This window comes from Nakamurella sp. GG22, from assembly GCF_052976845.2.
The window spans coordinates 42,929-67,962 of sequence record NZ_JBRIIO020000013.1 but is presented as its reverse complement, the minus strand read 5'-3'; the positions used below and the strand labels follow the sequence as shown (position 1 = coordinate 67,962).

Annotated in this window: 21 protein-coding genes and 1 pseudogene; 10 read left to right on the top strand and 12 right to left on the bottom strand. The window is 70.6% G+C overall.

The features are described 5' to 3' along the window. The first annotated feature begins 80 nt into the window (after nucleotides 1-80). Together ACVBEQ_RS14425 and ACVBEQ_RS14420 are read left to right on the top strand one after the other, a co-directional pair. On the top strand, nucleotides 81-365 hold the full coding sequence (locus tag ACVBEQ_RS14425; RefSeq protein WP_447154000.1) for a DUF5302 family protein: 285 nt from the start codon (nucleotides 81-83) through the stop codon (nucleotides 363-365). 80 nt (nucleotides 366-445) lie between these two features. Further along, nucleotides 446-1,600, top strand: a complete 1,155-nt coding sequence (locus ACVBEQ_RS14420) for a peptidoglycan-binding domain-containing protein (RefSeq protein ID WP_447153999.1) — start codon at nucleotides 446-448, stop codon at nucleotides 1,598-1,600. Between the two features lie 97 nt (nucleotides 1,601-1,697). Here the strand turns inward: ACVBEQ_RS14420 and ACVBEQ_RS14415 are convergent, their stop codons facing one another. The 5 genes and pseudogenes from ACVBEQ_RS14415 to deoC all read right to left on the bottom strand — a co-directional run bounded on the left by ACVBEQ_RS14415 (nucleotide 1,698) and on the right by deoC (nucleotide 8,024). Further along, nucleotides 1,698-2,780, bottom strand: coding sequence for an S-(hydroxymethyl)mycothiol dehydrogenase (locus tag ACVBEQ_RS14415; RefSeq protein WP_447153998.1), 1,083 nt, complete (start codon nucleotides 2,778-2,780; stop codon nucleotides 1,698-1,700). Nucleotides 2,781-2,873: 93 nt separating this feature from the next. Then, nucleotides 2,874-4,229, bottom strand: a complete 1,356-nt coding sequence (locus tag ACVBEQ_RS14410; RefSeq protein WP_447153997.1) for an FAD-dependent oxidoreductase — start codon at nucleotides 4,227-4,229, stop codon at nucleotides 2,874-2,876. Nucleotides 4,230-4,413: 184 nt separating this feature from the next. Next, nucleotides 4,414-5,325, bottom strand: coding sequence for an aldehyde dehydrogenase family protein (locus ACVBEQ_RS14405; RefSeq protein WP_447154084.1), 912 nt, complete (start codon nucleotides 5,323-5,325; stop codon nucleotides 4,414-4,416). Nucleotides 5,326-5,547: 222 nt separating this feature from the next. After that, nucleotides 5,548-7,008 (bottom strand): annotated as a pseudogene (locus ACVBEQ_RS14400) (aldehyde dehydrogenase family protein); the annotation flags it as partial. A gap of 26 nt (nucleotides 7,009-7,034) precedes the next feature. Beyond that, a complete protein-coding gene (gene deoC, locus ACVBEQ_RS14395; protein ID WP_447153996.1) occupies nucleotides 7,035-8,024 on the bottom strand; it encodes a deoxyribose-phosphate aldolase in 990 nt (329 codons plus the stop codon). Nucleotides 8,025-8,269: 245 nt separating this feature from the next. Here deoC and upp point away from each other — a divergent pair, with 245 nt between their 5' ends. Next, nucleotides 8,270-8,935, top strand: a complete 666-nt coding sequence (gene upp, locus ACVBEQ_RS14390; protein WP_447153995.1) for a uracil phosphoribosyltransferase — start codon at nucleotides 8,270-8,272, stop codon at nucleotides 8,933-8,935. A 513-nt stretch (nucleotides 8,936-9,448) separates the two neighbouring features. Beyond that, complete coding sequence (locus tag ACVBEQ_RS14385; RefSeq protein ID WP_447153994.1) at nucleotides 9,449-10,528, top strand: META domain-containing protein; 1,080 nt, start codon at nucleotides 9,449-9,451, stop codon at nucleotides 10,526-10,528. 76 nt (nucleotides 10,529-10,604) lie between these two features. On the opposite strand, the gene ACVBEQ_RS14380 is transcribed toward ACVBEQ_RS14385, so the two are convergent. The 4 genes from ACVBEQ_RS14380 to ACVBEQ_RS14365 form a co-directional block, all read right to left on the bottom strand. Then, nucleotides 10,605-12,317: a phospho-sugar mutase gene (locus ACVBEQ_RS14380; RefSeq protein ID WP_447153993.1), complete on the bottom strand. Its 1,713-nt coding sequence runs from the start codon at nucleotides 12,315-12,317 to the stop codon at nucleotides 10,605-10,607. Next, complete coding sequence (locus ACVBEQ_RS14375) at nucleotides 12,314-13,123, bottom strand: purine-nucleoside phosphorylase (protein ID WP_447153992.1); 810 nt, start codon at nucleotides 13,121-13,123, stop codon at nucleotides 12,314-12,316. The genes ACVBEQ_RS14380 and ACVBEQ_RS14375 overlap by 4 nt, the downstream gene beginning before the upstream one ends. Nucleotides 13,124-13,231: 108 nt before the next feature. After that, a complete protein-coding gene (locus ACVBEQ_RS14370; protein ID WP_447153991.1) occupies nucleotides 13,232-14,308 on the bottom strand; it encodes a hypothetical protein in 1,077 nt (358 codons plus the stop codon). A 221-nt stretch (nucleotides 14,309-14,529) separates the two neighbouring features. Next, nucleotides 14,530-16,329 (bottom strand): serine/threonine-protein kinase, encoded by a 1,800-nt coding sequence (locus tag ACVBEQ_RS14365; RefSeq protein WP_447153990.1) that lies wholly within the window; start codon nucleotides 16,327-16,329, stop codon nucleotides 14,530-14,532. Nucleotides 16,330-16,485: 156 nt separating this feature from the next. On the opposite strand from ACVBEQ_RS14365, the gene ACVBEQ_RS14360 reads away from it, so the two are divergent. The 5 genes from ACVBEQ_RS14360 to ACVBEQ_RS14340 all read left to right on the top strand — a co-directional run bounded on the left by ACVBEQ_RS14360 (nucleotide 16,486) and on the right by ACVBEQ_RS14340 (nucleotide 19,782). Further along, nucleotides 16,486-16,986 (top strand): PGPGW domain-containing protein, encoded by a 501-nt coding sequence (locus tag ACVBEQ_RS14360; RefSeq protein WP_447153989.1) that lies wholly within the window; start codon nucleotides 16,486-16,488, stop codon nucleotides 16,984-16,986. Between the two features lie 36 nt (nucleotides 16,987-17,022). Further along, complete coding sequence (locus tag ACVBEQ_RS14355) at nucleotides 17,023-17,676, top strand: RNA polymerase sigma factor (RefSeq protein ID WP_447153988.1); 654 nt, start codon at nucleotides 17,023-17,025, stop codon at nucleotides 17,674-17,676. 4 nt (nucleotides 17,677-17,680) lie between these two features. Beyond that, entirely contained in the window at nucleotides 17,681-17,908 is a 228-nt protein-coding gene (locus ACVBEQ_RS14350) for an anti-sigma factor family protein (RefSeq protein WP_447153987.1), read from the top strand. A gap of 41 nt (nucleotides 17,909-17,949) precedes the next feature. Beyond that, the gene (locus ACVBEQ_RS14345; RefSeq protein ID WP_447153986.1) at nucleotides 17,950-19,218 is read left to right on the top strand and encodes an MFS transporter; all 1,269 of its coding nucleotides are present in this window, start codon (nucleotides 17,950-17,952) and stop codon (nucleotides 19,216-19,218) included. Nucleotides 19,219-19,305: 87 nt separating this feature from the next. Further along, complete coding sequence (locus ACVBEQ_RS14340) at nucleotides 19,306-19,782, top strand: hypothetical protein (protein ID WP_447153985.1); 477 nt, start codon at nucleotides 19,306-19,308, stop codon at nucleotides 19,780-19,782. Between the two features lie 55 nt (nucleotides 19,783-19,837). Here the strand turns inward: ACVBEQ_RS14340 and meaB are convergent, their stop codons facing one another. Both meaB and ACVBEQ_RS14330 read right to left on the bottom strand, forming a co-directional pair. Then, nucleotides 19,838-20,833 (bottom strand): methylmalonyl Co-A mutase-associated GTPase MeaB, encoded by a 996-nt coding sequence (gene meaB, locus ACVBEQ_RS14335; RefSeq protein WP_447153984.1) that lies wholly within the window; start codon nucleotides 20,831-20,833, stop codon nucleotides 19,838-19,840. Nucleotides 20,834-20,901: 68 nt separating this feature from the next. Then, nucleotides 20,902-22,380, bottom strand: a complete 1,479-nt coding sequence (locus ACVBEQ_RS14330; RefSeq protein WP_447153983.1) for a glutamate-cysteine ligase family protein — start codon at nucleotides 22,378-22,380, stop codon at nucleotides 20,902-20,904. A 316-nt stretch (nucleotides 22,381-22,696) separates the two neighbouring features. Here ACVBEQ_RS14330 and ACVBEQ_RS14325 point away from each other — a divergent pair, with 316 nt between their 5' ends. Continuing rightward, a complete protein-coding gene (locus ACVBEQ_RS14325; protein WP_447153982.1) occupies nucleotides 22,697-24,091 on the top strand; it encodes an amidohydrolase in 1,395 nt (464 codons plus the stop codon). Between the two features lie 71 nt (nucleotides 24,092-24,162). Here ACVBEQ_RS14325 and ACVBEQ_RS14320 read toward each other — a convergent pair whose 3' ends face one another. Beyond that, complete coding sequence (locus ACVBEQ_RS14320) at nucleotides 24,163-25,026, bottom strand: sigma-70 family RNA polymerase sigma factor (protein WP_447153981.1); 864 nt, start codon at nucleotides 25,024-25,026, stop codon at nucleotides 24,163-24,165. Nucleotides 25,027-25,034 lie beyond the last annotated feature (8 nt).

The following is a 25,034-nucleotide window of genomic DNA, read 5'->3' as shown; positions in this document are numbered from 1 at the left end:
GGGGTGCGCGTCCCCCTGGGAATCAGGACAGTCAGAATCGGGACAGCACGAGCACACGTCGCGACACCAGGAGGCACTTCATGCCAGACAGCCCAGCACCGAAGCGTTCAGCAGACTCGGCCGCGGTTGCCGGTGACGGTGCGGCCGACGCCACGACAACCGCAACCCCGGACGCCGTCCCGAATGACAGCGAGGAGTCGGAAGGCCCGGTGACGGCCTCGGCGAAGGAGGTCTTCGCGGCCGCACTCGAGAAGAAGAAGGCGGCCGGTCAGGCGCGCAGCGCCCACCTGGACGGTCACGGTGGGGTCGGCGGCGCGACGGCGAGCCACAAGGCGACAAGGACGTTCCGGCGCAAGTCCGGCTGACGGCAGCTCGCGTGGCCTCGTGCGTGCACTGCGGAGCAACCGACCAGCCCGGCAGATTCTGCGGCAACTGCGGGCGGTCGGTGCTGGCCGAACCGCCGGAGCTGGTGACGCCGACCGGGACGACGGTCGAGCGGGTGCCCAACCGCCCGGCACCGCCGACCGTCTCGCTGCAGAAGGACGACCCGACCGGCGTCGCGCCCTTTCCGTACGTGGCCGGGTATCCGGGACAGCCCGGTCATTCGGGACAGGCCGGGTATCCGGGCGGGCTGCCGCCGACTGCGACGCCGCCCGGCGGGCTGCCGCCGGGTCCACCGCCGACCGGCACCCCGCCCTACGGCCCCGTGCCCCCGGGCTCGCAGCCACCCCGGCGGTCGTCGGGCCGGGCGTGGGCGGTTGCTGCTGTGGTCGCAGTGCTGGTCGCGGCCGCCGCGGTGGTGGCGGTCGTGCTGGTGAGCACGGGCTCGCCGGATCGGGACTCGACCACCGCCGCGTCCAGCGTGCAGGCGGTGCCGCCGACCGCCGCGGGATCCGCCGAGACGCGGGCGGTCGCGCCGCCCCGGCAGTCGAAGGCGTACGTGCAGACGTCCGAAGGCGCGGGGACCGGCTCGAATGGGCCGGCATCGTCGGCCGGTCCCGCGACCACAGCCGCGGCGGTCGCCCCGACCCGGCAGGACATCGGCTGCGACGAGGGCTACATCGTCCAGGTGGCGTCGGAACTCGACCGGCCCGCCTTCGACCGCCGGATCACGGACCTTCGCACGGCGGGCCAACTCCCGGCCGGCGTCAAGTGGGCCGAGACCAGCTCGTCCTGCAAGATCTTCACCGCGCAGGTCAATGTGCTGGTGCTGTACGCGGGGCCGTTCGCCAGCCCGGCCGACGCGTGCCCCGCCAGGCTGCTCAGTCCGGCCGACGCGTTCATCAAGAGCACGACTCCCGATGTGACGACGGTGATCTCATGCGTGTGCCCGGCCGACCCGAACTCGCTGCCGAAGATCACGACGGTCGGCCAGCGCGACGTCTGGGTGGGTGAGCTGCAGCGGGTCCTGGGCGCCAAGCTCGACTACGACGTCGGTGAGATCAACGCCGACCCGGCGGCCGGGGATGCCGGCCGGTGGGGCATCTACACCGACGAGACCGCCGCGGCAGTCGGCCGTTTCCAGGCCGACAGCAACCTGCCCCAGTCCCGGCAGGTGGACGCGGCCACCTGGTCGGCGCTGCGGGCGCAGGGCTGCTGAGCCGCGCCGGAGCCGGAGCGGGAGATCAGCCGTATCGGACCGGTGATCCGCCGTAGGACCGTTGCGCCGGCGCGGGGACCGATCAGCCGGAGTGGAACTACATCACCACGACCGAGCGGAGCACCTCCCCGCGGTGCATCTTCTCGAAGGCCGCCTCGATGTCGGTGATGGCGATCTGTTCGGAGACGAACTTGTCCAGCGGCAACCGGCCCTGCAGGAAAAGGTTGCTCAACACGGGGAAATCCCGCTCGGGCAGGCAGTCGCCGTACCAGGAGGACTTGAGCGATCCGCCGCGACCGAAGAAGTCCAGCAGCGGCATCTCCAGCGTCATCGTCGGGGTCGGGACGCCGACCAGCACAACGGTTCCCGCCAGGTCGCGGCCGTAGAACGCCTGCTTCCAGGTTTCCGGGCGGCCGACCGCGTCGATCGCCACGTCCACCCCGAAGCCATCGGTCAGCGCCTGGATCTGCTCGACAACGTCCCCGTCGGAAACCAACACCGTGTGGGTGGCGCCGAACTGCTTGGCCAGCTCCAGCTTCCGGGCGTCGGTGTCGACGGCGATGATCGTGTGCGCCCCGACGAGCGATGATCCGGCGATCGCGGCATCGCCGACGCCGCCGCAGCCGATGACGGCAACCGAGTCGTTGCGGGTGACGGCGCCGGTGTTGATCGCCGCGCCGATGCCCGCCATCACGCCGCAGCCGAGCAGCCCGGCCACCGCGGGCGGTACCGCGGGGTTGACCTTCGTGCACTGCCCGGCGGCGACCAGGGTCTTCTCGACGAACGCACCGATGCCGAGCGCGGGGGAGAGCACCGTGCCGTCGGCGAGCGTCATCTTCTGCCGGGCGTTGTGGGTGGCGAAGCAGTACCAGGGCCGGCCGCGCTTACAGGCACGACACGAGCCGCAGACGGCCCGCCAATTGAGCACCACGTAGTCGCCGGGCGCGACGTCGGTGACGTCATCCCCGACGGCCTCGACGATGCCGGCCGCCTCGTGCCCGAGCAGGTAGGGGTAGTCGTTTCCGATGCCGCCCTGCTTGTAGTGCAGGTCGGTGTGGCAGACGCCGCAGGCCTGCACCCGGACGAGTGCCTCGCCAGGCCCGGGGTCGGGCACGAGAATCGTGGTCAGCTCGACCGGGGCATCCTTGCTACGGGAGATGACGCCCTGAACCTCATGCATGCCGTGCTCCTTTGCCGTGACCGCCGTGACTGCCGGGTGCTCCCGGAGAGTGCCCCTGGGAGGGTAACCGGCGGACCGGGGTCGCGGCGGCGGTCAGCCCCGGGCGGCGATCTCCGTCATCGACGAGCGCGAGATGACCTTGATCCTGGCCCGGCCGTGCGGCTCGCCGGCGGCCAGTTCGTGCGCGTCCAGCCGGTCCCAGCCGGTGAAGTCCGTGACGAGCAGGCCCTTGGCCGTGAGCAGCGCGTCGACCGCCTCCCGGTCCCGGGTGGGAGCCGGCGGCAGTCCGGGCAGATCGTCGAGCAGATGCGCGATGGTCTCGGCCGCATCGGACTTGGTGTGGCCGATGAGGCCCACCGGCCCGCGCTTGACCCATCCCGTCGCGTAGAGACCGGTCAGTGGCCGGCCCTCGAGGTCCAGCATCCGGCCGCCGTCGTTGGGCAGCACGAACCGGCGGGTGTCGAACGGCAGGTCCTCGATCGCCTCGGACCGGTAGCCGACGGCGCGGTACACGGCCTGCACGTCCCAGTCGGTGAACTCGCCGGTGCCGCGGACGGTCCCGTCCCCGGTGAGTTCCTGGCGTTCGGTGCGGAGCCCGACGACTGCTCCGTCGGAACCGAGGATCTCGACCGGGTTCTCCAGGAAATGGAGGTGGATGCGGCGGTGCGGGCCGGGCTTCGGGTCACGCATGGCCCAGTCGCTGAGCACGTCGACGACCATCCGCAGCGACTTGCTCTTGGCGAGTGCAGCCTCGGAGGCGTCGTCGAATTCCATGCCCTCGGCGGCGACGACCACCTGGACGTTGGGGGAGTGGTCCAGTTCGCGGAGTTCCACCGGGGTGAACTTGGCCTGCGCGGGGCCGCGCCGGGCGAACATGTGGATGTCGGTGACGGCGGAGTCGGCGAGTGCCGCGTGGACGTGCGGCGGGATGTCGGTGCTCAGCAGTTCCGCTGCGCTGCGGCCGAGCATGCGGGCCACGTCCAGGCCGACGTTCCCCACGCCGACGATCGCCACGGAACGCTGCTGGGACAGGTCCCAGGTCTGCTCGCGGTCGGGGTGCGAGTCGTAGAACGCGACGAAATCGGCCGCGCCGTAGGAGCGCTTCAGGTCCTCACCCGGGATGCCCATCGAGCGGTCCCGCTCCGCGCCGGTGGCGAAGATGATGGCGTCGTAGAACTGGCGAAGCTCGTCGAGCTTGAGATCGACACCGACGTGCACGTTGCCGATGAAGCGGATCCGCTCGTTCTCCATGACCCGGTGCAGGGCCACGATGATGGCCTTGATCCGCGGGTGGTCGGGCGCTACGCCGTACCGGATGAGGCCGTAGGGCGTCGGCAGCCGATCGAAGATGTCGACGGTTGCCGAGGGATCCTTCGTCGTCAGGATGTCGGCAGCATAGATACCGGCCGGTCCGGCGCCGATGACGGCAACCCGCAGGGGCAGGGACATTCGAACTCCCGGGAAGTTAGGCAACCCTTCAAGGCTAGGGAGTGTCAACCCCTGCTCGACGCCATCGTGATCAAGCTCGCACGGTGCTCGCGCCGCGATTGTGACGTTCCCGACGGTCCTGTGGGGCTCGATCGGACCCGGCGTCGGGGCCCACCGCGAGTACCGGTCAGCGGCGCACTACGGGTCAGTACCCGCCGCCACCGGCCAGCGAGACGGAGCCGGTCGGGTGCCAGACGGACTTGATCTCCAGGAACGCCCGCATCCTGGCGGTCCCGGGCGGCCGGCCGAAGTCGAGGTTGCGCGGGGCGTACACCCGCTTGATGGTCCCGGACGCCGCCTTCTCGAGCTCGGTGCGCAGCGCGCCATCGGTTCCGGTCAGGTCCAGCGCGTTGACGTCCCCGTGCGCGGCCAGGTGCGGTGCGATCTCTGCGGGATCCCCGGTGAGGATGTTGACCACGCCGCCCGGGACGTCCGAGGTTGCCAGCACCTCGGCCAACGTCACCGCCGCCAACGGCTGGTGCTGCGCAGCGATGACGATCGCCGTGTTGCCGGAGGTGATGATCGGCGCCAGCACGCTGACCAGCCCGAGCAGCGGATCCTGCTGCGGCGCGACGGCCGCCACCACCCCCGTCGGTTCCGGTGTGGAGAAGGAGAAGTACGGCCCGGCGACCGGATTCGCGCTGCCGAACACCGAGGCGAGCTTGTCCGTCCAGCCCGCGTAGTGCACGAGCCGGTCGATCGAGGCGTCCACCGCGACGGCGTCCTCGGGGCGCCCGCCGAGCAGGTCGACGAACTGAGCCCGCCGACCCTCCAGCATCTCCGCGATCCGGTAGATCACCTGGCCGCGGTTGTAGGCGGTGGCTGAGGACCACGGCTTGAACGCCTTGCGCGCCGCGCCGACGGCGTCCCGGGCGTCCTTCCGCGATCCCAGTGCCACGTTGGCAACGATCGATCCGGCTGGTCCGCCGGTGGCCTGGTAGGTCCGCCCGGATTCCGAGCGGGGAAAAGCGCCGCCGACGTACAACTTGTAGGTCTTGCTGACGGTGATGCGCGGAACGCTGGTCGACCTGTCGTCATCCCAGTCAGCGGACTGCACAGACTGTCCAGTCGTGCTCTTGGTGGACTGGGCATCACGTCCGACCTGACCGGGCACTGCACCTGCGACGACCGCCGTCGCGTCGGCCAGCGCCTCCGCGTCCGAGAGCGCGTCCGCACCGGCCGCGACCGCACTGCCGCCGTCCACGGATCCCACCGGCGAGCGAGGGATGGGGACTGCGGCGCCGTCGGTCGCAGCGCGGACGGGACCGTCGTCCTCGGTGTCGAGGTAGGCCGACAGCCCGGACCGGCCGCCCTCCCGGCCGAAGCCGGACTCCTTGTAGCCGCCGAAGGCCGCGGCGGGGTCGAACCGGTTGAAGGTGTTGGCCCAGACCACGCCGGCCCGCAGCGCCGACGCCATGCCGAGGATGCGCGATCCCTTCTCGGTCCAGACGCCGGCCGAGAGCCCGTACGGGGTGTTGTTCGCCTTCGCGATCGCCTCGTCCGGGGTGCGGAAGGTCAGCACGGACAGCACCGGCCCGAAGATCTCGTCGCGCGCGATGCGCATCGACTGGGAGACCCGGGTGAAGACGGTCGGCGGGAAGAAGAAGCCGCGGTCGGGCACCGGGCACGGCGAGGTCCAGCGCTCCGCGCCCTCCGCCTCACCGGTGTCGGTCAGCGACCGGATGGTGGCCAGCTGGGTGGCCGAGTTGATGGCGCCGATGTCGGTGTTCTTGTCCATCGGGTCGCCCATCCGCAGCGTGGCGATCCGGGCGCGGAGCTTCTCGTTGACCTCGTCGGCCACCGACTCCTGCACCAGCAGCCGGGAGCCGGCGCAGCATACGTGCCCCTGGTTGAAGAAGATGCCGTTGACGATCCCTTCGACGGCCTGGTCGATCGGCGCGTCGTCGAACACGACGTTCGCGGCCTTCCCGCCGAGTTCGAGGGTGATCTTCCGGCCGGTGCCGGCGAGCGACGCCTGGATCTGCCGGCCGACCTCGGTGGAGCCGGTGAAGGCGACCTTGTCGATGCCCGGGTGGTTGACCAGCGCGGCGCCGATGTCGCCGGCCCCGGTGATGATGTTGACAACGCCGGGCGGCAGATCGGCGTCGGCGAAGATCTCGGCGAGCACCAGGATCGACAGCGGCGTGGTCTCGGCGGGTTTGATGACGACGGTGTTCCCGGCGGCGAGCGCCGGCGCGATCTTCCACGCTGCCATCAGCAGCGGGAAGTTCCACGGGATCACCTGGCCTGCCACGCCCAGCGGTGCCGGCGCGGCGCCGTAGCCGGCGTGCTCCAGCTTGTCGGCCCAGCCTGCGTGGTAGAAGAAATGCGCTGCGGCGGTGGGGACGTCGACGTCCCTGGACTCCTTGATCGGCTTGCCGTTGTCCAGGGTCTCGACGACGGCGAGCTCCCGGGAGCGCTCGGCGATCCCACGGGCGATGCGGTACAGGTACTTGCCGCGCTCGGCGGGCGAGATGCGTGACCAGACTCCGTCGTACGCGGCCCGGGCGGCGGCGACGGCGGTGTCCACGTCGCCGATGCTCGCCGTGCTGACCGTGGCCAGCATCTCCTCGGTGGCCGGGTTGACCGTCTTGACGTCATCACCGCGGCCGTCGACGAACCTGCCGCCGACATACATCTGGTAGCGATCGCGCAGCCGCCCGATCGCCGCCGATTCGGGCGCGGGTGCGTACTCCCAGTCCAGACCGCCCGTGGGCGCGAATCGTCGGGTGCTCGTCATCGAGATGTCCTCACTGGCAACCGTTCTCAGTCGACGGTTACGTAGTCGGGGCCGGAGTAGTGGCCCTGGAGTTGGCTGCGGCGCTGCATCAGCAGGTCGTTCAGCAGGCTGGACGCGCCGAATCGGAACAGGAACGGGTCCAACCATTCCGGGCCGGCGATTTCCTTGACGGCGACCAGGTGACGGATGGCGTCCTTGGACGTGCGGATGCCACCGGCCGGCTTGACCGCCCGCCGCTCGCCGGTCTGCTCGTACCAGTCCCGAACGGCCTGCAACATCACGGCCGTGACCGGCAGGGTGGCGGCAGGGGAGATCTTCCCGGTCGACGTCTTGATGAAGTCGCCACCCGCGAGCAGCGCCAGCCAGGACGCCCGCCGGACGTTGTCGTAGGTGGCGAGTTCGCCGGTCTCGAGGATCACCTTCAGCCGGGCGCCACCGCAAGCCTGCTTGACCGCGACGATGTCGTCGTAGACCTTGCCGTAATGCCCGGCCAGGAACGCACCACGGTCGATGACCATGTCGATCTCGGTGGCACCCGCCCGGACCGCGACGTCGGTGTCCGCCAGTCGCACCGCCAGGCTGGTTCGTCCCGTCGGGAAAGCGGTTGCGACAGAGGCAATCCCGACCGCGCTACCGGCCAGTGCCTCGACCGCGACGCCCACCATGTCGGGGTAGATGCACACCGCGGCGACATGCGGCGTGTCCGGGTTGTCCGGATCGGGTCGGCGTGCCTTGGCGGCGAGCGCCCGCACTTTGCCCGGCGTGTCCGAGCCTTCCAGCGTGGTGAGGTCGACCATCGAGATCGCCAGATCGATGGCGGCCAGCTTGGACGCTTTCTTGATCGACCGGGTGGCCAGGCCCGCCGAGCGCTGTTCGACACCGACCGCATCGACCCCGGGTAATCCGTGCAGGAACCGGCGGAGCGAGGTTTCGTCGGTCGCCACGTCCCGCAGGTGCGGCGGCAACCCGGGAGCCACGGCACCGTCCACCGGTCGTTGCGGCGTTGCTGTGCTCATGACGGCCATCCTAGGGCCGTCATGCCACCCCGACGGTGGGTCGTTCCGCGCTCGTTGACGGTCGCGACGACCGTCGAACGCCCGGTTACGACGCCTTTGTCCGCCTTCGTGAAGATGCCCCCGAGGCGGCTGGTGGGCCGGCCGGACGCATGGCCAGCTACGGTGCCATCACCGCCCGGCCGGTGCTCCCGCCGGCCCGCCACGCCCCGTCGAGAATCGTGCGCGATCGAGAAAAGAGCCGTGCCATGCCAGTGCAGTCCCCGGTGCCGAGCAACATTCCCGACGACCTCGACGTGACGGTGGTCGATCACCCGCTGGCGGCGTCACGGCTGTCAACGATGCGGGACGCACGGACGGACAACGCGACGTTCCGCGCCGCACTGCGCGAGCTGACGCTGATGCTGATCTACGAGGCGACCCGCACGCTGTCGACCGTGCAGGTGCCGATCCACACCCCGGTGGCCAGGACCACGGCCACCCGGCTCTCGAACCCTCCGCTGCTGGTCCCGGTGCTGCGCGCGGGGCTCGGGATGGCGGACCAGGCCCATGCCCTGATCCCGGAGGCGCAGATGGGATTCGTCGGGCTGGCGAGGGACGAGACGACCCTGCTGCCAACCCCGTACATGGAGTCGCTGCCGGAATCGCTGGCCGGCCGTCCGGTGTATGTGCTGGATCCGATGCTGGCGACCGGCGGCTCGATGGTGCACACCATCGAGCTGCTGACCGGCCGCGGGGCGACCGACGTCACGGCGATCTGCGCGCTGGCCGCACCCGAGGGGCTGCTGACCCTGGCCGCCGCGAAGCTCCCGGTGCGGGTGGTCACCGCGTCGGTCGACGAACGGCTGAACGATTCCGGCTACATCGTTCCCGGGTTAGGTGACGCCGGCGACCGGCAGTTCGGGGCTGTCTGACGGGGGTCGTTCCTCACCGCCTCGCCTTTCGTTCATCCGGTGCCGCCCCCCTCCCGGCCCCTTCCGCCGCCGGGTGACCTCCGCCCTCCGGTCAACTCCACCCCTCCGGCACGTCGGTGGGTCGGCGCAACCCGCTGCTTCTTGGTCCCGCTTCTCCGTCGAGCGCCACGTGTGCAGGGCAATCGGCGTTCCGGGGGCGGTGAAACCCTGCTGGGACGTCACTCGATGTTGCACGGCCCGAGGGACCCTGGGCGGTGGGCAGACCCTCGAGGACTGTCGTGCGACGGTGGCGGTGATGGCTGCGGCGCCTGCGGATTCGTCGCCGGCGGCGGGCTCGCGGCGGTTCGGCCCGCGATGCGTCGATTGACGGCGCTCGGCATGCAACCATCCTGTTGGGGCGATACGTCCTTCTTCAAGGCGTTGCAAAGTGTGTGACGTCCGGGCCCGAGCGGCTTCCGTTCCCATCGGCGGGGCGGGAGGTATCGGCCGCTTCGGCGGCAGGAGGACGTGACCATGAGAGCGACCCTGCGCGCCACGACACAGCGCACCTCGACCCGACGCACCTCGACCCAGCGCTTTTCGAAGTCGCGCGCCAGCACGGCGTTCGGTGCCGGACTGGCGGTGGTCGCGGTACTCGCGCTCGCGGGCTGCGCCAGCAACAGCTCTCCGGGCGCGAGTTCGTCCTCCACCGGCTCGACCCCCGACTCGACGCAGAGCAGCTCGCCCGCCACGGGGTCCAGCTCGCCCGCCACCGGGTCCGGGTCGTCGGGCTCCGTTCCAGCGGGATCGTCGGCCGCGTCAGGTGCCGCGGCACTGGACGGCCGGACCTTCACCGCCACGGAGGTGACGGGCTCGTACACGATCGTGCCGAACTCGACCATCACCCTGACGTTCGAGAACGGCAGGCTCGCTGCCAAGGCCGGCTGCAACAACATGTCCGGCCCCTTCACGGTGACCGGTGACGTGCTGACCGCGCCGCAAATGGCGTCCACGATGATGGCCTGCCAGGACGATCTGATGGCGCAGGACAGTTGGCTCACCACATTCCTCGCCGCCGGGCCGACCTGGACCCTGGAAGGTGACACCCTGACGCTCACCGACGGCACCGACACCCTGGTGCTCGGACCGGCGCCCAGCGGCGCGGCCGCACTGGAGGGCACCGGGTGGAAGCTCGATGGCCTGATCACTCAATCCGGCAGCACGGTCTCCGCTGTTGCCCCGACGGTGACCGCCTGGGTGCGGTTCAACGCGGGCGAGATCGCGTTCGACAATTCCTGCAACAGCGGCGGCGGCCCGGTTGAGATTGCCGACAGCACAATGGTTTTCGGACCCCTCCGAAGCACCCTGATCGCCTGCGAGGGAGCCGCGGGTGAGACCGAGGCGGCGATGAACGCCGTCCTGCAGGGGACCGCGTCCTACACGGTCGGCTCGGACCCGTCGGGCGGGGTGCTGACGATCATGGCCGAGGACGGCGCCACCGGGCTGCAGTTCATCGCCGACCCGAAGGTCGGAGCCGACGCCTTCCCGAGCGGAGCGGTGTCGTCCGAGGTGTCGTCAGCGGTGGCATCACCGGCGCCGTCGTCGGGCGGCTGATCGACCCCGGTCAGCGGTCAGCAGGTCAGCGGTCAGCAGGTCGGCGGTCAGCAGGTCGGCGGGCAGAGGTCAGCAGTCAGCCGGACAGGCCGACCACCCCCGCCATCTCGGCGCGAAGTGCGTCGAGGTCGGCAGTCGCCGCCTCGCGGAGCCCAACAAGGTCTGCCGATCCCGCCACCGGGGACGAGACCTGCAGGTAGCACTTGAGTTTCGGCTCCGTGCCGGACGGCCGGACAACGACCCTGACCCGGCCGGTGCGCAGCCGGATGCCGTCGGTCAGCGGCAGCAGGTCGGTGACCTCGGTGACCGGCTCGCCGAGTAACGTGCCGGGAGCGGCCCTGCGCAGCCGTGCCATCGCCGCGCCGATCTGGCTCAGGTCGTCGACCCGGATGGACAGCTGGCCCGTCACCAGCAGCCCGTGACGGCGGGCGAGTTCGTCGAGCCTGTCCTGCACGCTCTGCCCGGCCGCGTGCAGGGTGGCCACCAGGTCACAGGCGACGACGGACGCTGAGATGCCGTCCTTGTCCCGCACCCGGTCCGGGTCGACACACAGCCCGAGAGCCTCCTCGTAGCCGAAGACCAGCCCGATACCAGCGCCGTCACCGGCACGCACGATCCACTTGAACCCGGTCAGGGTCTCCGCGTAGCGGGCGTCATACCCGGCCGCGATCGACTTGAGCAGTTCGCCGGAGACGATCGTGGTGGCCACCAGCGGGTCGGGGTGGGCGGTGCGGTCGAGACCACGCAGCAGGTGGTCGCCGAGCAGCGAGCCCGTCTCGTCACCGGTCAGCATCCGCCAGCCGCCGCCCGGCACGGGGATGCCGACGGCACATCGGTCGGCGTCCGGGTCGAGCGCGATGGCGATGCTCGCGTCAACGCTGTCGGCGAGCGCGAGCAACAGGTCGGTGGCGCCCGGCTCCTCGGGGTTCGGGAACGGGACGGTGGGGAAGTCGCCGTCCGGCACCGCCTGCTCCGACACCACATGCACGTCGGTGAATCCGGCGAGACGCAATGCCTTGATGGCGGTCTCGCCCCCGACGCCGTGCATCGGGGTGATCGCGACCCGGACGGGCGGCCCCGCGGATGACGCCTTGGACAGTGTCCCGACCCGGTCGAGGTAGCCCTGGACGATCTCCTCCGGCCACGGCTGCACCCTGCCGGCGGTGCCGTCGACGTCGATGGACCGCGCCGGTCGGGCCGCGGCGATCGCCCGCTCGATCTGGCCGTCCTCGGGGTTCACCAGCTGGGCACCCTGGGCCAGGTAGACCTTCAGCCCGTTGTCCTGGGGCGGGTTGTGCGACGCAGTGACCTGGAGGCCCGCCGCAGCGTTCAGTGATCGGGTCGCGAACGCCAGGATCGGGGTCGGGAGCGGGCCGGGAGCGAGCAGCACCTGGAAACCCGCGGAGGCCAGAACAGCGGCAGCGTCGGCGGCGAACTCCGCCGATCGGTGACGCCCGTCGAAGCCGACGATCACCGTGCCGCCGCGATCGCCGTGCGCGCTGAGGTGATGGGCGATCCCGGCAGCGGCCCGCCGGACCACGGCGAGATTCATCCCCGACGGCCCCGCCCGTAGTGGCCCCCGCAGGCCGGCGGTGCCGAACGTGAGCGGTGCACTCATCCGCGCCTGCAGGTCGATCACCGCGTCGGGCCGACCGGCCATCGCAGCGGCGAGCACGGCCTGCAGCTCGTTCCGGTCGGATTGCGACGGGTCGTCGGCGATCCAGCGAATCGTGGCGTCCCGCAGTGCAGGAGTCAGCCGGGGAGCGGGATCGGTGGCCGGTGACGTCATGCGCCGGCGACCAACTCGGCCAGCAAGTCGCCCATCGCGACGGCCGCAGCGCGCCCGGTCGCGAGCACCTCCTCGTGGTCCAGTGGCTCGCCGGTCATCCCGGCGGCGAGGTTGGTGACCAGCGACAGCCCGAAGACCTCCGCGCCCGCCTCCCGAGCCGCGATCGCCTCGAGCACGGTGGACATGCCGACCAGATCGGCGCCGAGTGTGCGGAGCATCCGGATCTCGGCCGGTGTCTCGTAGTGCGGGCCGGGGAGCTGTGCGTAGACGCCCTCGGTCAGGTTCGGATCGATCCGGGTGGCGAGCGCGCGCAGCCGGGGCGAGTACAGGTCGGTCAGGTCGACGAAGTTCGCGCCCTCGATCGGCGACGTCGCGGTCAGGTTCAGGTGGTCGGAGATGAGCACCGGGTCACCCGGTGTCATCGCTTCGCGTAGTCCGCCGGCGGCGTTGGTCAGGACGACCAGGCGCGCTCCGGCGGCGACGGCGGTGCGGACGCCATGCACGACCTGCGCGACGCCGCGGCCCTCGTACAGGTGTGTCCGGCCGAGCATCACCAGGGCGCGCTTGTCGCCGATCGGGATGGACCTGATCCGGCCGGCGTGCCCGGCGACCACCGGCGCGGCGAACCCGGGCAGCGTCGACACATCGAGATCGGCGGTCGCGGTGCCCAGCCGGTCAGCCGCGGGCACCCAGCCCGAGCCCATGATCAGGGCGACGTCGTGGTGCAGCACGCCGGTCGCCCTGGCGATGGCAGCGGCGGCCTCGTCGGCCGTGGCTCGGGTTTCGGTCGCTGGGTCCGCAGGCATGCGAAGACCCTACGGCCCCCGCCGTGTCCCGGACCGCTTGTCCTATGCAGCGGTCTGAGCGAAGCCTCAGTGGCGAGGATCGCGTCGTTCACCGAGAGGGGGCAGCAGTCAGCTCGCCCTCAACGAACCCGTGACCGGTCGGCCGTCGCTCGCGCTGGCGAGGCAGATGACCCGACCGCTGCTCAACGCGGAAGTCGCTTCGAGAATGTCCAGTGTCCAGCTGCTCGGGTCGAGCTCTTGACCGGTGTAGTTCTTGAACAGATTCTGGCAGCCTTTCTCCGCCTCGGCACTGGTGAGGAACGAGGCACCCACCACTTCGGTCATGTGTGGGATGTCGCAGTTCGTCACAGTGACCGTCGTGACCGACCCCTGCGGGATCGCCGCCAGGCAGTCTCCCTTTGCCAGCAGATTCCATTTGATGGAGCGGGAGTTCGCCGGCACGGCGGCCGACACAGCGGGTGTCGAAGCGGTGGTCGGGAGCACTAGCGACGGCGACGGTGACGGTGACGCCGATGGGGACGGCGATGCGGACACAGCCGGGTCCAGGCAGTCGGAGATCTCCGTCAGGAGGTTCTTCGCGATGTCCGGGGAAGTGGGCGGCGACAGCAGGTCGAGCCTGGCCCGGAAGATCGACTCGAGCCCGTCGCGCAGCGCCTTCGTGGAATCGGGTGCTACTGCAGCGGCGGCGCAGGGACCGACGGACCGATACAACTCGGCACCGTCGGCACTGAAGCCAACTGCGTACATCGCCACGATGCTGCCGACGTCACCTCGGTCGACACAGGCCAGGATGATGTCCGCGACGGTGTTCGATCCTTCATCAATCGGCGATTCGAGGATGACCTCGGGGTCGAGTGCCCGCTCTGCGCAGTCGGCGCCGTTCCCGGACATGCCGGGCAGGAGATACTCGGTCAGGTCCGCGTTGGAGCGAATTTGCGATGCCGGGTCGTCGAACACGCGGATGGCGGCGACATCACCGCTCACCGATCCCCGCTGGCGCTCGAGTGACTGAGGTGTCGTCGAGGTGGAGGCGCTCGTCGGTGCCGCGGATGCCGCCGGAACGGCCGGGTTGCCGCTCTGGCCAGCACTGCAACTGGTGACAAACAGCGCGACGACGGTGAACGCCGCCCACCACATGCCGGGCGACTGCTTGTCCCAGTGTTGACCGTTCGCGGCGTTGCGCATGGTGGATCCCCTTCGAGCCGAACCAGTTGCGAGCGCGAAAACGTGGCGGAGACCGCGGCTCGGCTCTCAATACGCTCCGGCGGGACGGATGTGGCGCCTTGTCGCAGCCGGGTTATCACAACGAGTGTAGATACCTGCGGCAAACGGGTGCTAGGACACGAATGGGTGCAGCGCTGTTCGACAGAGTGATACTCCTCGGTAATACACCAACAGCCTGATCGTCACGCGGGTGGTCGGTTTGTCCATGCGGCCGCGGAAACCGACTGCACCGCCGCCGATATGGGCGCCGCCGATTCGGTGGCCAGGTCCGCGATGATGCGCACGCCGAAGTAGCCGGCGGCGGCTGCCACGATTCCGACCAGGACCGCCGCGAGCACCCGGTACACCCTGGAGCGGTCCTGCGCCGGGGCGTTCCCCTGCCTGCCGGTCGGCTTCCCGGTCGTGCGGTCGCTGTCGGCACCACTTCGATCCGGGTCGTCCGCCGGCAACGGCGGGAGGGCCGCCGATTCCGACTGTGCCCAAGGCGGCGGGGGGAGTGGCGGTACTGCCGGGCGCGGTGCGGCGGCCCGCGGTGGAACCGGGCCGAGCCCGGGCGGCGGTGTGGAACCGGTGCGATAGGAAGGCGACGATCCGCCGGGATACCGAGGTGTGGACCCGGTTGACCATGGCGTCGAACCAGTGGACCCCGGTGTCGATCCGGTGGCGTACCCCGGTGTCGACCCGGTGCGGTAGGCGCCCGGCGGCGGCGAGCCCGGTCGGTGGCGCGGTGGTTGATCGGCCGGGTAGCGAGCCGGTGGGTACGGCGTCGACCCGGAGCCGACCGCTCGTCCGCTGGTCTGCCCGCGGTCGCTGCCGGGCAGGATCCCTGGACGCCCTCGGTCGACGCCGGGGGAGCCGCCGGTCCGGTCACCGGCGCCCGAGGCGCCGCTCCGGTTACCGGTACCCGAAGCGCCCGTCCGGTCACCGACACCCGAAGCGCCCGTCCGGTCACCGACACCCGAAGCGCCGGCCGGGCCCCCGACCCCCGGGCCGCTGCTGGTCCCGCCGGTTGCGCCGGAGGCCGTCGGCAACGCTGGAGCGGTGTCCTCGTCGCGCGGGATGCGTTGCACCGCAGCAAGGTTCATCCCGGACGGGTCGTCGGCGATGCCGCGCATGATGACCAGCGCCCGGTCGATCCGCATGCGCAGCGCCGGGGTCTTGACCAGCAGGCCGGACACCACGGCGCCCAGCCGGCCGGAGTGCGGGTGCGGCGGGACGGGGTCCTTGACCACAGACGTCAGGGTCGCGATGGCGGTTCCCTGGTCGAACGGCGGGCGGCCCTCGACCGTGGCGAAGAGCAGCCCACCCAGGCTCCAGGCGTCCGAGATCGGGCCGACCGGAACACCACTGGCCACTTCCGGCGCGATGTAGGCGGGGGAGCCGAGCAGCAGGCCGGTCGCGGTCATCGTCTGTTCCGCGGTGCTGCGGGCGATCCCGAAGTCGGTCAGCTTGATCCGCCCGTCGTCACAGATCAGCACGTTGCCGGGTTTGACGTCGCGGTGCGTGATGCCGGCGGCATGCGCGGCGAGCAGGCCGGAGGCGACGGCGACGCCGATGGTCGCGGCCTGGCCATCCGGCAGCCGGCCGACCTTGCGCAGGATCTCGGCGAGCGACCGGGCACGCAGCAGCTCCATCACGATCACCGGCCCCTGCTCCAGGGTCAGGATGTCGAACAGCGTGATGACGTAAGGATTGGACAGCGCCGCGATCGCGCGTGCTTCGCGCAACGTGCGGTGCTCGAGTTGGGCCCGTTCCGCCGCGGGGGTGCCCGGCGGGAAATCGATCTCCTTGATGGCCACCTGCCGGTGCAGGATCTCGTCGGTCGCCGCCCAGACCGTTCCCATCGAGCCCTTGCCGATCACCGAATCCAGTCGGTACCGCCCTGCGAGCACCCGCGGGTGGTCGGCCGGTGACGGCCCCCGGACCGGAATGCCGTCGCCGCCGCGCCGGTCCGGCGGTTGCGGTGGTGCGGGCGGTGGCACCCCGCCATCCTGCCAAAGTGGCCGCCGCGGCGTCGCTGATTGTGCGGCGTTCCACGCGGTTCCGGCTGCGGGGTCGGGGCCGCCACGATCGGCCGACCGGGCGGAGGTGGCGCCGATCGATGCCACAGTGCCTGCGCCGTTTGACATGCTGTGCGGATGAGTGACAACGGCAGGACCTCGAAGGCCGCCCGTATCGGGCTGGAGATCCTCGGTTGGCTGCTGATCGCCGCCGGGGTGGCCGCGATCGTGCTTCCCGGCCCCGGCCTGCTGTTGCTGGCCCTGGGGCTGTGGGTGCTCGCGAAGAACTATCGGTGGGCCGACCGGCTGCTCGATCCGGTCAAACGGGCCGCGTACCGAGGGGCCGCCGAGAGCGTGACGTCGTGGCCGCGGATCATCCTGTCGACCCTGTTCGCCCTCGCCCTCATCGGGATCGGCGTGGTGTGGGGCGTCCGCCCGCCGCCGCCCTCCTGGTGGCCGCTGGCCGAGAAGTGGTGGCTGTTCGGTGGCTGGGGCACGGGTGCGTTCCTCATCGCGTCCGGACTGCTCGCTCTCGGCCTGTTGGGCTGGAGCATGAAGAACTTCCGGTACGGGGACATGACCCTCGAGGAGGTCTACAAGGATCGACGGCTCGAGGAGCGTCCGCGCCGGGGCGACTGAGTGGGTGAGTCCCGCCGCGATGGACGACCCAGCGCGATGGACGACGCAGAGCTGCTGCAACGGTTGCGGGAGCGGGACTCAGGCGCGTTCGCCGTCATCCTCGATGCCTGGTCGCCGGGCATGGTGCGGCTGGCCGGTACCTTCGTCAGCACCGATGCGTCCGCGGAGGAGGTGCTGCAGGACACCTGGCTCGCGGTGATGACGGGAGTCGGGTCGTTCGAGGGTCGTTCGTCCCTGCGGACCTGGGTGTACCGCATCCTGGTGAACACGGCGAAGAGGTGTGCCGAGCGGGAGAGCAGAACCGTCCCGTGGAGCAGTTGGGCGGACGATCCTGCCGACAATCACGGTCCGACGGTTGATCCGGACCGCTTCCAGTCCGCGGAGGAGCAGTTCCCGGGTCATTGGCGGGACTGGCCCCGGCCGTGGCCTCCGTTCCCGGAGCGGCAGGCGATGGCAACGGAACTGCGTGCGGTGCTGAACGGCGCCGTCGACGGTCTCCCGGCCCGGCAGCGGATCGTCGTGCTGCTGCGTGACGTGGAGGGCTACGCGTCGCACGAGGTCTGCGCGATTCTGGACATCACCGTCGCGAACCAGCGGGTACTGCTGCATCGCGGCAGGGCGGCGGTCCGCGCCAACCTGGAGCGGTATTTCGGCACGACGGACGGCCCTGCGCCGGCAGGAGGAGGGTGATCGCATGGAGTGCCGTGAGTTCGTGGAACTGGTCACCGCGTTCGTCGAGGGCGATCTGGATGACGCCGGGAAGGGGCAGGTCCAGCATCATCTGGCGCTCTGTGAGGGCTGCCGGCGGTACCTCGACCAGTACGGGGACACCGTCCGCGGCCTGCAGGAGATGACCCCGCAGCCGGTGGACGCAGCCCTGCGCGCCGAACTCCTCCAGAAGTTCCGGGAAACCCGTCGCTGAATCCGTGTAACGCCTGGCGGGCGCGCCGACTCTGACCCTCCATGAAGGAGAACAGCCCCCGCACCCCACCGGCGTTGCGCCGTCGGCTGCTCCCGCTGCACATCGGCGTAACGCTGCAGGGCAGCCTGCTCTGGGTGTCGGTGGAGAAGCTCTTCCTGAACGAGATCGGTTTCACCGCAGCCAGTGTCGGTGTGATGGCGGCCGCCTATGCCGCAGTGACGCCCGTCCTGGAGGTGCCGTCCGGCATCCTCGCCGACCGGTGGAGCCGGAAAGGCGTGCTGATTCTCTCGGCTGTCGCGCTGTCGTTGTGCACCGTCATCGGTGGCCTGAGCACCGGCGTCCCGATGTACATCGTTTCCGCGATGATCCTGGGCGTCTATTTCGCGATGTACTCGGGCACGGTCGAATCGGTGGTCTACGACACGGTGCTGGAGACGACCGGCTCGGGAGATCAATACGAGACCCGGCTCGGCGCCGTCCGTTTCCTGGAAAGTGCCGCCCTGGTGGTCAGCTCGTTGCTCGGGGGGTGGCTGGCCCAGCTTGCCGGCCCGCGGGTGACGTACTTCGCCACCATCCCGTTCACCGTCCTGGCCATCCTGGCTTTCGCCCGGTTCGACGAACCGCGCCTGCACCGTGCCGGCGAGCGAACGGCGCTACGGGCGCACATCGCGCTCACCTACCGGACGATCACCGGGCGCGGGGCGCTGCTGCCGATCGTGCTGCTCGGTGCGGTGATCGCGCTGATCACCCAGATCCTGTTCGAGTTCGGGCCGCTGTGGCTGGTCGCGCTCGCCGCACCCGCCGTGCTGTTCGGCCCGTACTGGGCCGCCCTGGTCTCGACCCTGGGCATCGGCGGCCTGATCGCCGGGCGGCTCCGGATCGACCACCCGGCGGTGGTCCTGCTCCTGGTGGTGGCGATGGTGGCGTCGAGCGTGGTTCTCAGCGTGACCGGCAGCATCGCGGCGGTCGTCGTCGTCCAGGTCCTGCTCCTGCTGGTGATGGCCGTGGTGGGGATCCATGTCAGCGCGCTGCTGCACGACGCAGTGCCATCGACCATCCGCGCCGGGGTGGCGTCGGGGGTCAGCACCATCTCCTGGCTCGGCTTCCTGCCGTTCGCGCTGGCCATCGGCTGGGTCGCGAACTCCGCCGGTCTACCCGCCGCCGGCTGGATGATCACCGTGGTCACGGCGCTCGCCGGTGCGTTGCTGATCCACGTGTCCCGGCGCGGCACCGCCGGGCCACCCGCCGGGCGGCCGGCGGATCCGGCGGTATCACCGGTCAAGGAGTCGAGTGAGCGCCTTCCAGGGTGAGGAGCGCCCCGGTGCCGTTGTGCGGAGGGGGCGGCACGGCGAACAATGACGTCACAGCGGAGCGCGGAGCCGAAGGGTGTGCCGGCGATGGAACAGCGAGCAGCGGGCCCGGAGCTCAGTGCCGACGACCGGCGAACGCTGGAGAGTGCGCCGATCTGGATCCTCACCGCAGTGGCGGGCCGGCAGAACCGATTCGAGCCGGAGGAGCTGGCAGCATTCTGGCGTGCCGTCGACGGGGTGGCCGCGGGTGAGGTCGGGCTGGCCCACGTGTCGCTGCTGGCGCTCAGCGACGACTTCTCCGCACGGCTCCAGGAGCATGCCGACGAGTCGCGGTCCGTGGTGACCGGCTTGTGGGACGTCACCGCGATCCTGGCGCGGCTGGACCCGCTGGTCAGCGGGCCGTTCGTCGCGGCGCTGCTCGATGTGGCCCGGATGCTGTGCACGGCCCGCGGCCCGTACGGTCGGTCGATCAGCTCGGAGGACGCCAGGACGATGCTGCTGCTGGAAGCATTGCTGGACATCGATCCGGCGACCAGCGGATTCGCGCGGGACGCCTTCGCCTGAGCGTTCTCTTGAGTGTGCGGAATCGGCCACGAGCACAGCCTGGAAGGCGCGTCGGTCAGCCCGAGTCGAACGCGCGGAGAATGGCGTCGGCCGCACCCGGCGCCGGGGTGGCGTCCGCGAGGACCTCGGTACGCAGCCGGTCCGCGGCGGCGACCACCGCGGGGGAGCGGCGGAGCCGCTGGTCCAACTCGTCCCGCACCAGAGCCCAGGTCAGTTCCCAACGCTGCGCCGCGCGCTTGTCCGCCAGGCCGTCCGTGCCGAGGAAGTCGCGGTGCTTGAGAACGGCCTTCCATACCTCGCCGACTCCGTCGCCGGTCAGTCCCGAGCAGGTCAGCACGGGAGGCCGCCAGGCACCGTCGCCGCCGCGCACCAGCCGCAACGCACCGGCGAGATCCCTTGCGGCGCCTTTGGCCTCGACCACCCGGTCACCGTCCGCCTTGTTGATCGCCACCACGTCGGCGATCTCCAGCACACCCTTCTTGATGCCCTGCAACTGGTCGCCGGAGCGGGCCAGCCCGAGCAGCAGGAAGGTGTCCACCATCCCGGCGACCGTTGTCTCGGACTGGCCGACGCCGACGGTCTCGACGAGCACGACGTCATAGCCGCCGCCCTCCAGCACGGTGATCGTCTGGGCCGTCGCCCTGGCCACCCCGCCGAGCGTCCCGGCCGTCGGCGACGGCCGGATGTAGGCGTTCGGGTTGGCGGCGAGCGTCGGCATCCGGGTCTTGTCGCCCAGCACGGACCCGCCTGTCCGGGCGCTGGACGGGTCGACAGCGAGCACCCCTACCCGGTGCCCGCTCGAGGTCAGTGCCGTGCCGAGGGCCTCGACGAAGGTTGACTTCCCGACGCCCGGCACCCCGGAGATGCCGACCCGGACCGCCCCGCCCGCGCGGGGAGCCAACGCGGTCAGCAAGACCCTGGCGGCGGCGCGGTGATCGGGACGGGTCGATTCGACCACGGTGATCGCGCGGGACAACGCAGTCCGCGAACCGGACAGCACCTCATCGGCGAGCCGGTGCGGGTCGGCCCCGGTCGTCGTCGCCCCTGCCATTCGCACCCCTTCGATCTGCTGCCCGTGAGTCGACTGCCGCCGCCACCGTCCGGCGGTCGTCCTGCGAGTCAGCTCGGAACGTCCCAGGTGTGCACCGGCTCGTTGGCGTGCATCCCCTGCGAGTACAGCTTGAGCATCTCGGTCAGCGCCGCCTCCCGGGAGAGGCCGCGCGCCTCGAACGCGGCCACCGTCTCGGACTGCCACCAGGCGCCGTTGCGGCGGGTCTTGCACCTGTCCCGGACGATGCCCAGGTACCGGTCCCTGGCCTCCTGGGTCACCCCCCATCGGCTGAGCCCCTCGTCTGCCTTCGGCAGCAGGTGCCGCAGCAGGAGTTCGTCCCAGGTGACCTCGCCGAACCCGGGCCAGTAGAAGACAGCCTCGGTGCCGTACCGGGCGCCGGAATCGAAGTTCGCCTTCGCCGCGTCGAACGACATCTTCGTCCACACCGGGCGGTCCTCGGAGGCGAGCACCGTCAGCGCGCCGTAGTAGAACGCCGCGTTTGCCAGGACGTCCACCACGCTGGGACCGGCCGGCAGCACCCGGTTCTCCACCCGCAGGTGCGGGCGTCCGTCGACCACGTCGTACACCGGGCGGTTCCAGCGGTACACCGTCCCGTTGTGCAACCGCAGCTCCTGCAGCCGGGGAGCTTTGCCGGAGGCGAGTACCTCCTCCGGGTTCTCGTCCGTGGTCTCCGGCAGCAGGGCCGGGAAATAGCGGACGTTCTCCTCGAACAGGTCGAAGATCGAGGTGATCCAGCGCTCGCCGAAGAAGACCGGTGGGCGCACGCCCTGGTTCCGCAGCTCCGGCGAGCGGGTGTCCGTGGCCTGCAGGAAGAGCTCGGTCCTGGTTTCGGCCCACAGCCGCTTGCCGAACAGGAACGGCGAATTCGCGCCGAGCGCCAACTGCGGCCCGGCCAGCGCCTGGGCGGCGTTCCAGCAGGCTGCGAAGTCCGCGGGGGAGACCTGCAGGTGCAGCTGCACCGATGTGCACGCCGACTCGGGCGCGATGGTGTCGGCGAACATCTGCAGGTGTTCCTCGCCGCTGATGTCCAGCTCGAGGTCTTCGCGGCGGGCCGCGAACACCGCCTCGTCCAGTGCCTGGTAGCGGGGATTGGCACTCATCCACTCGCCGTCCAGGTGTTCCTTCTGCAGGGTCGGCAGGATCCCGACCATGATGATCTCGGAGCCGATCCCGTTGGCCCGCTCCTCCGCGTGATCCAGCGACGCGCGCAGCGACTTCTCCAGGTCCAGCATCAATTCGCCGGACAGCGACCGCGGTTGGACGTTGAACTCGATGTTGTAGCGGCCGAGCTCGGTCTGGAAGTCGGGGTCGGCGATCACCTCGAGGACCTCGGCGTTGGCCATGGCCGGCAGCCACTTGTCATCAACGAGGTTGAGTTCGATCTCCAGGCCCGTCATCGGCTTGCCGAAGTCGAAGGAGTGCTCGACGAGCATCCGTTCGAACACGTCCAGGCACCGGCGGACCTTCGCCCGGTAGGCCTGCCGCTGCTCGCGGGTGTAGGTCGTCGTCGCGATGTCGTCGCCCATCGGGTACCTCCTGCGCAGGTGCTGCCCGGTCGCCCATGGGCGTGACGGTGATCGCCGGCGGACCCCGGCCGCTGCTCACCCTCTCGCCCACACCCAATCAGCCCACACCCAACCACACGACACCGGTGTCCGGCCGCGCGGTGCGCTCCTGCGGGCCGGCTGCGCGCCGGGGCGGGCGGTGTCCCGCTGGAGGCGGATTCACGACCTGCGGCGGACTAAGCTATCTGCGATCCCCCACGCCGCCGTGCGGGGCTTTGGCATGCCGGTACAACCCGGAGGTGACGGCCCGGTCGGGCGTGGACGGAGGATCGCGGAAATGGCACATCGCACCGGACGCGTCGGCCGCGCGCCCCTCGAATCAGCGCGCCTCGACGCCGCACATCTCGAATCGGCACATCGCGAATCGGCACATCTCGACACCGCACATCCTCAATCGGCACATCTCGATGGCGCGCGCCCGGAGTCCCGCGGGCCGCAACTCACCATTCCCGCGGCGTCCCTGCACGTGCCGGCCCCGCAGGACGTCGGCGATCTCGGCGCGGGCTGCGGCCCGGAGTGGCTCGACCGGTCGGTGCGCACCGACCTGCCCGAGCTGGTCAGGTTGCGCCGGCGGGTGCACGCCCATCCCGAACTCGGGCACCAGGAATCCGCCACCACGGCGCTGATCATGCGGACCCTCGAAGAGACCGGCATCAAGGCCAGGCTGATCCCGTCGGGCACCGGCGTCATCGCCGAAATGGGTTCGGGCAGCAAGCTTGTCGGGCTCCGCGCGGACATCGATGCGCTGCCGATCGCGGAGCGCACCGGGCTGCCGTTCTCGTCCACGCTGCCCGATGTGTCGCATGCCTGCGGGCATGACGTGCACCTCACCGTGCTGCTCGGTGCCGCGATGGCGCTGGCCAGGGCCGGCGACCTCGGTGGCCGGGTGCGGCTGATCTTCCAGCCTGCCGAGGAGGTCTTCCCCGGTGGATCACATGATGTGATCGCCGCCGGCGGACTCGACGGGCTGAGCAGGCTGTTCGCGCTGCACTGCGATCCGCGACTGGAGGCCGGCCTGGTCGGGCTCAAGGCCGGCGCGATCACCTCGACCTCGGACGTGGTCGAGCTGCGGGTGTCCGGACCCGGCGGCCACACCTCCCGGCCGCACCTGACCGCCGACCTCGTGTTCGCCCTCGGCACGGTGATCACCGGGCTGCCGGCGCTGCTGACCCGCCGGCTCGACCCACGGGCGGCCGCCGTGCTGGTCTGGGGTGCCGTCCGTTCGGGCGAGGCCGCGAACGCCATCCCGCAGTCCGGCGAGCTGCGCGGCACCTTGCGGATGATGGACCGCAATTCCTGGGACACCGCCGAACCGCTGGTCCGGGAGCTTGTCGCGGAGCTGCTGGCGCCGACCGAATGCGACTTCGAGCTGACCTATCACCGCGGCGTGCCGCCGGTGAACAACGAACTGTTCTCCACCGAGCTGATGACGGCCGCCGCCCAACGGGCGCTCGGCGAGGACGCCATCAGGCTGGCCGAGCAGTCCACCGGCGCCGAGGATTTCGCGGTGTTCCTCGAACAGGTCCCGGGATCCCTGGCCCGGCTGGGCGTATGGGACGGCGTCAGCCAGCGGGTCGACCTGCATTCGTCCTCGTTCCGGGTGGACGAGCGGGCCATCGCCGCCGGGGTCCGGCTGCTGGCGCACACCGCCGTGGCGGCGCTGCAGCACTGACGCTGCGACTGGGTACGTTGTACTGCAGAGCCTTTCGGCCGTGTGCGTTGTACTGCAGAGCGTTTCGGTCGTCAGTCCTCTGTCGGCCGGTTGAGGAAGGTCTCCAGCCGCGAGGGATCGGCGAGCAGGTCGATCGCGGTGATGCGCCCGTCGGTGATGGTGAACGCGAACGCCACCCGCGGCACGCCACCCGCCGACCAGAGTGCTCCCGGCTCGCCGTCGATGTCCGCGAGGCGGGCGGCGCGGGCGCGGCCGGCGAACGTCCGGGCCACGGCCTCCGCGCCGTTGACCTCCGGATCGGAGCCCATCTCGACCGCCGCGGCGTCGGAGCGCAGCACCGCTGCCGGATCGAGCAGGGCGAGCAGGGCGCCGAAGTCCCCGCCCCGGGACGCCGCCAGGAACGCCTCGACGATCTCCCGCTTCCGGTCGCGGTCGGTCGGCGCTGCCGGCGCGCCCTGCACTCTCCGCCGGGCGCGGGACGCCAGCTGGCGTGCGGCCGCGGGTGACGTGCCGACGATGGGTGCGATCTCGTCGAACGGAACGGCGAACAGATCGTGCAGCACGAAGGCGAGTCTTTCTGCGGGACTGAGGGTGTCGAGCACCAACAGCAGCGCGGCGCCGACCGAATCGGCCACCACCGCCTCGTCCTCCGGGCCCGGAGCCTGGGTGGGCTGCTCGATCGGGTGGTCCTCCCAGGGCTGCTCCCGACGCGAGGTCCGGGACCGCAGCATGTCCAGGCACACCCTGGCGACGACCGTGGTCAGCCAGCCGGTGAGGTTTCGGACCTGGTCGTGATCGGCGCGGGTGAGCCGGATCCAGGCCTCCTGGACGGCGTCCTCCGCATCACCGGTCGACCCGAGCATCCGGTACGCCACCGAGAAGAGATGACCGCGGCTCTCGTCGAACCGTGCCGCGAGATCGTCCGTCCGGTCCAACGGTGCCG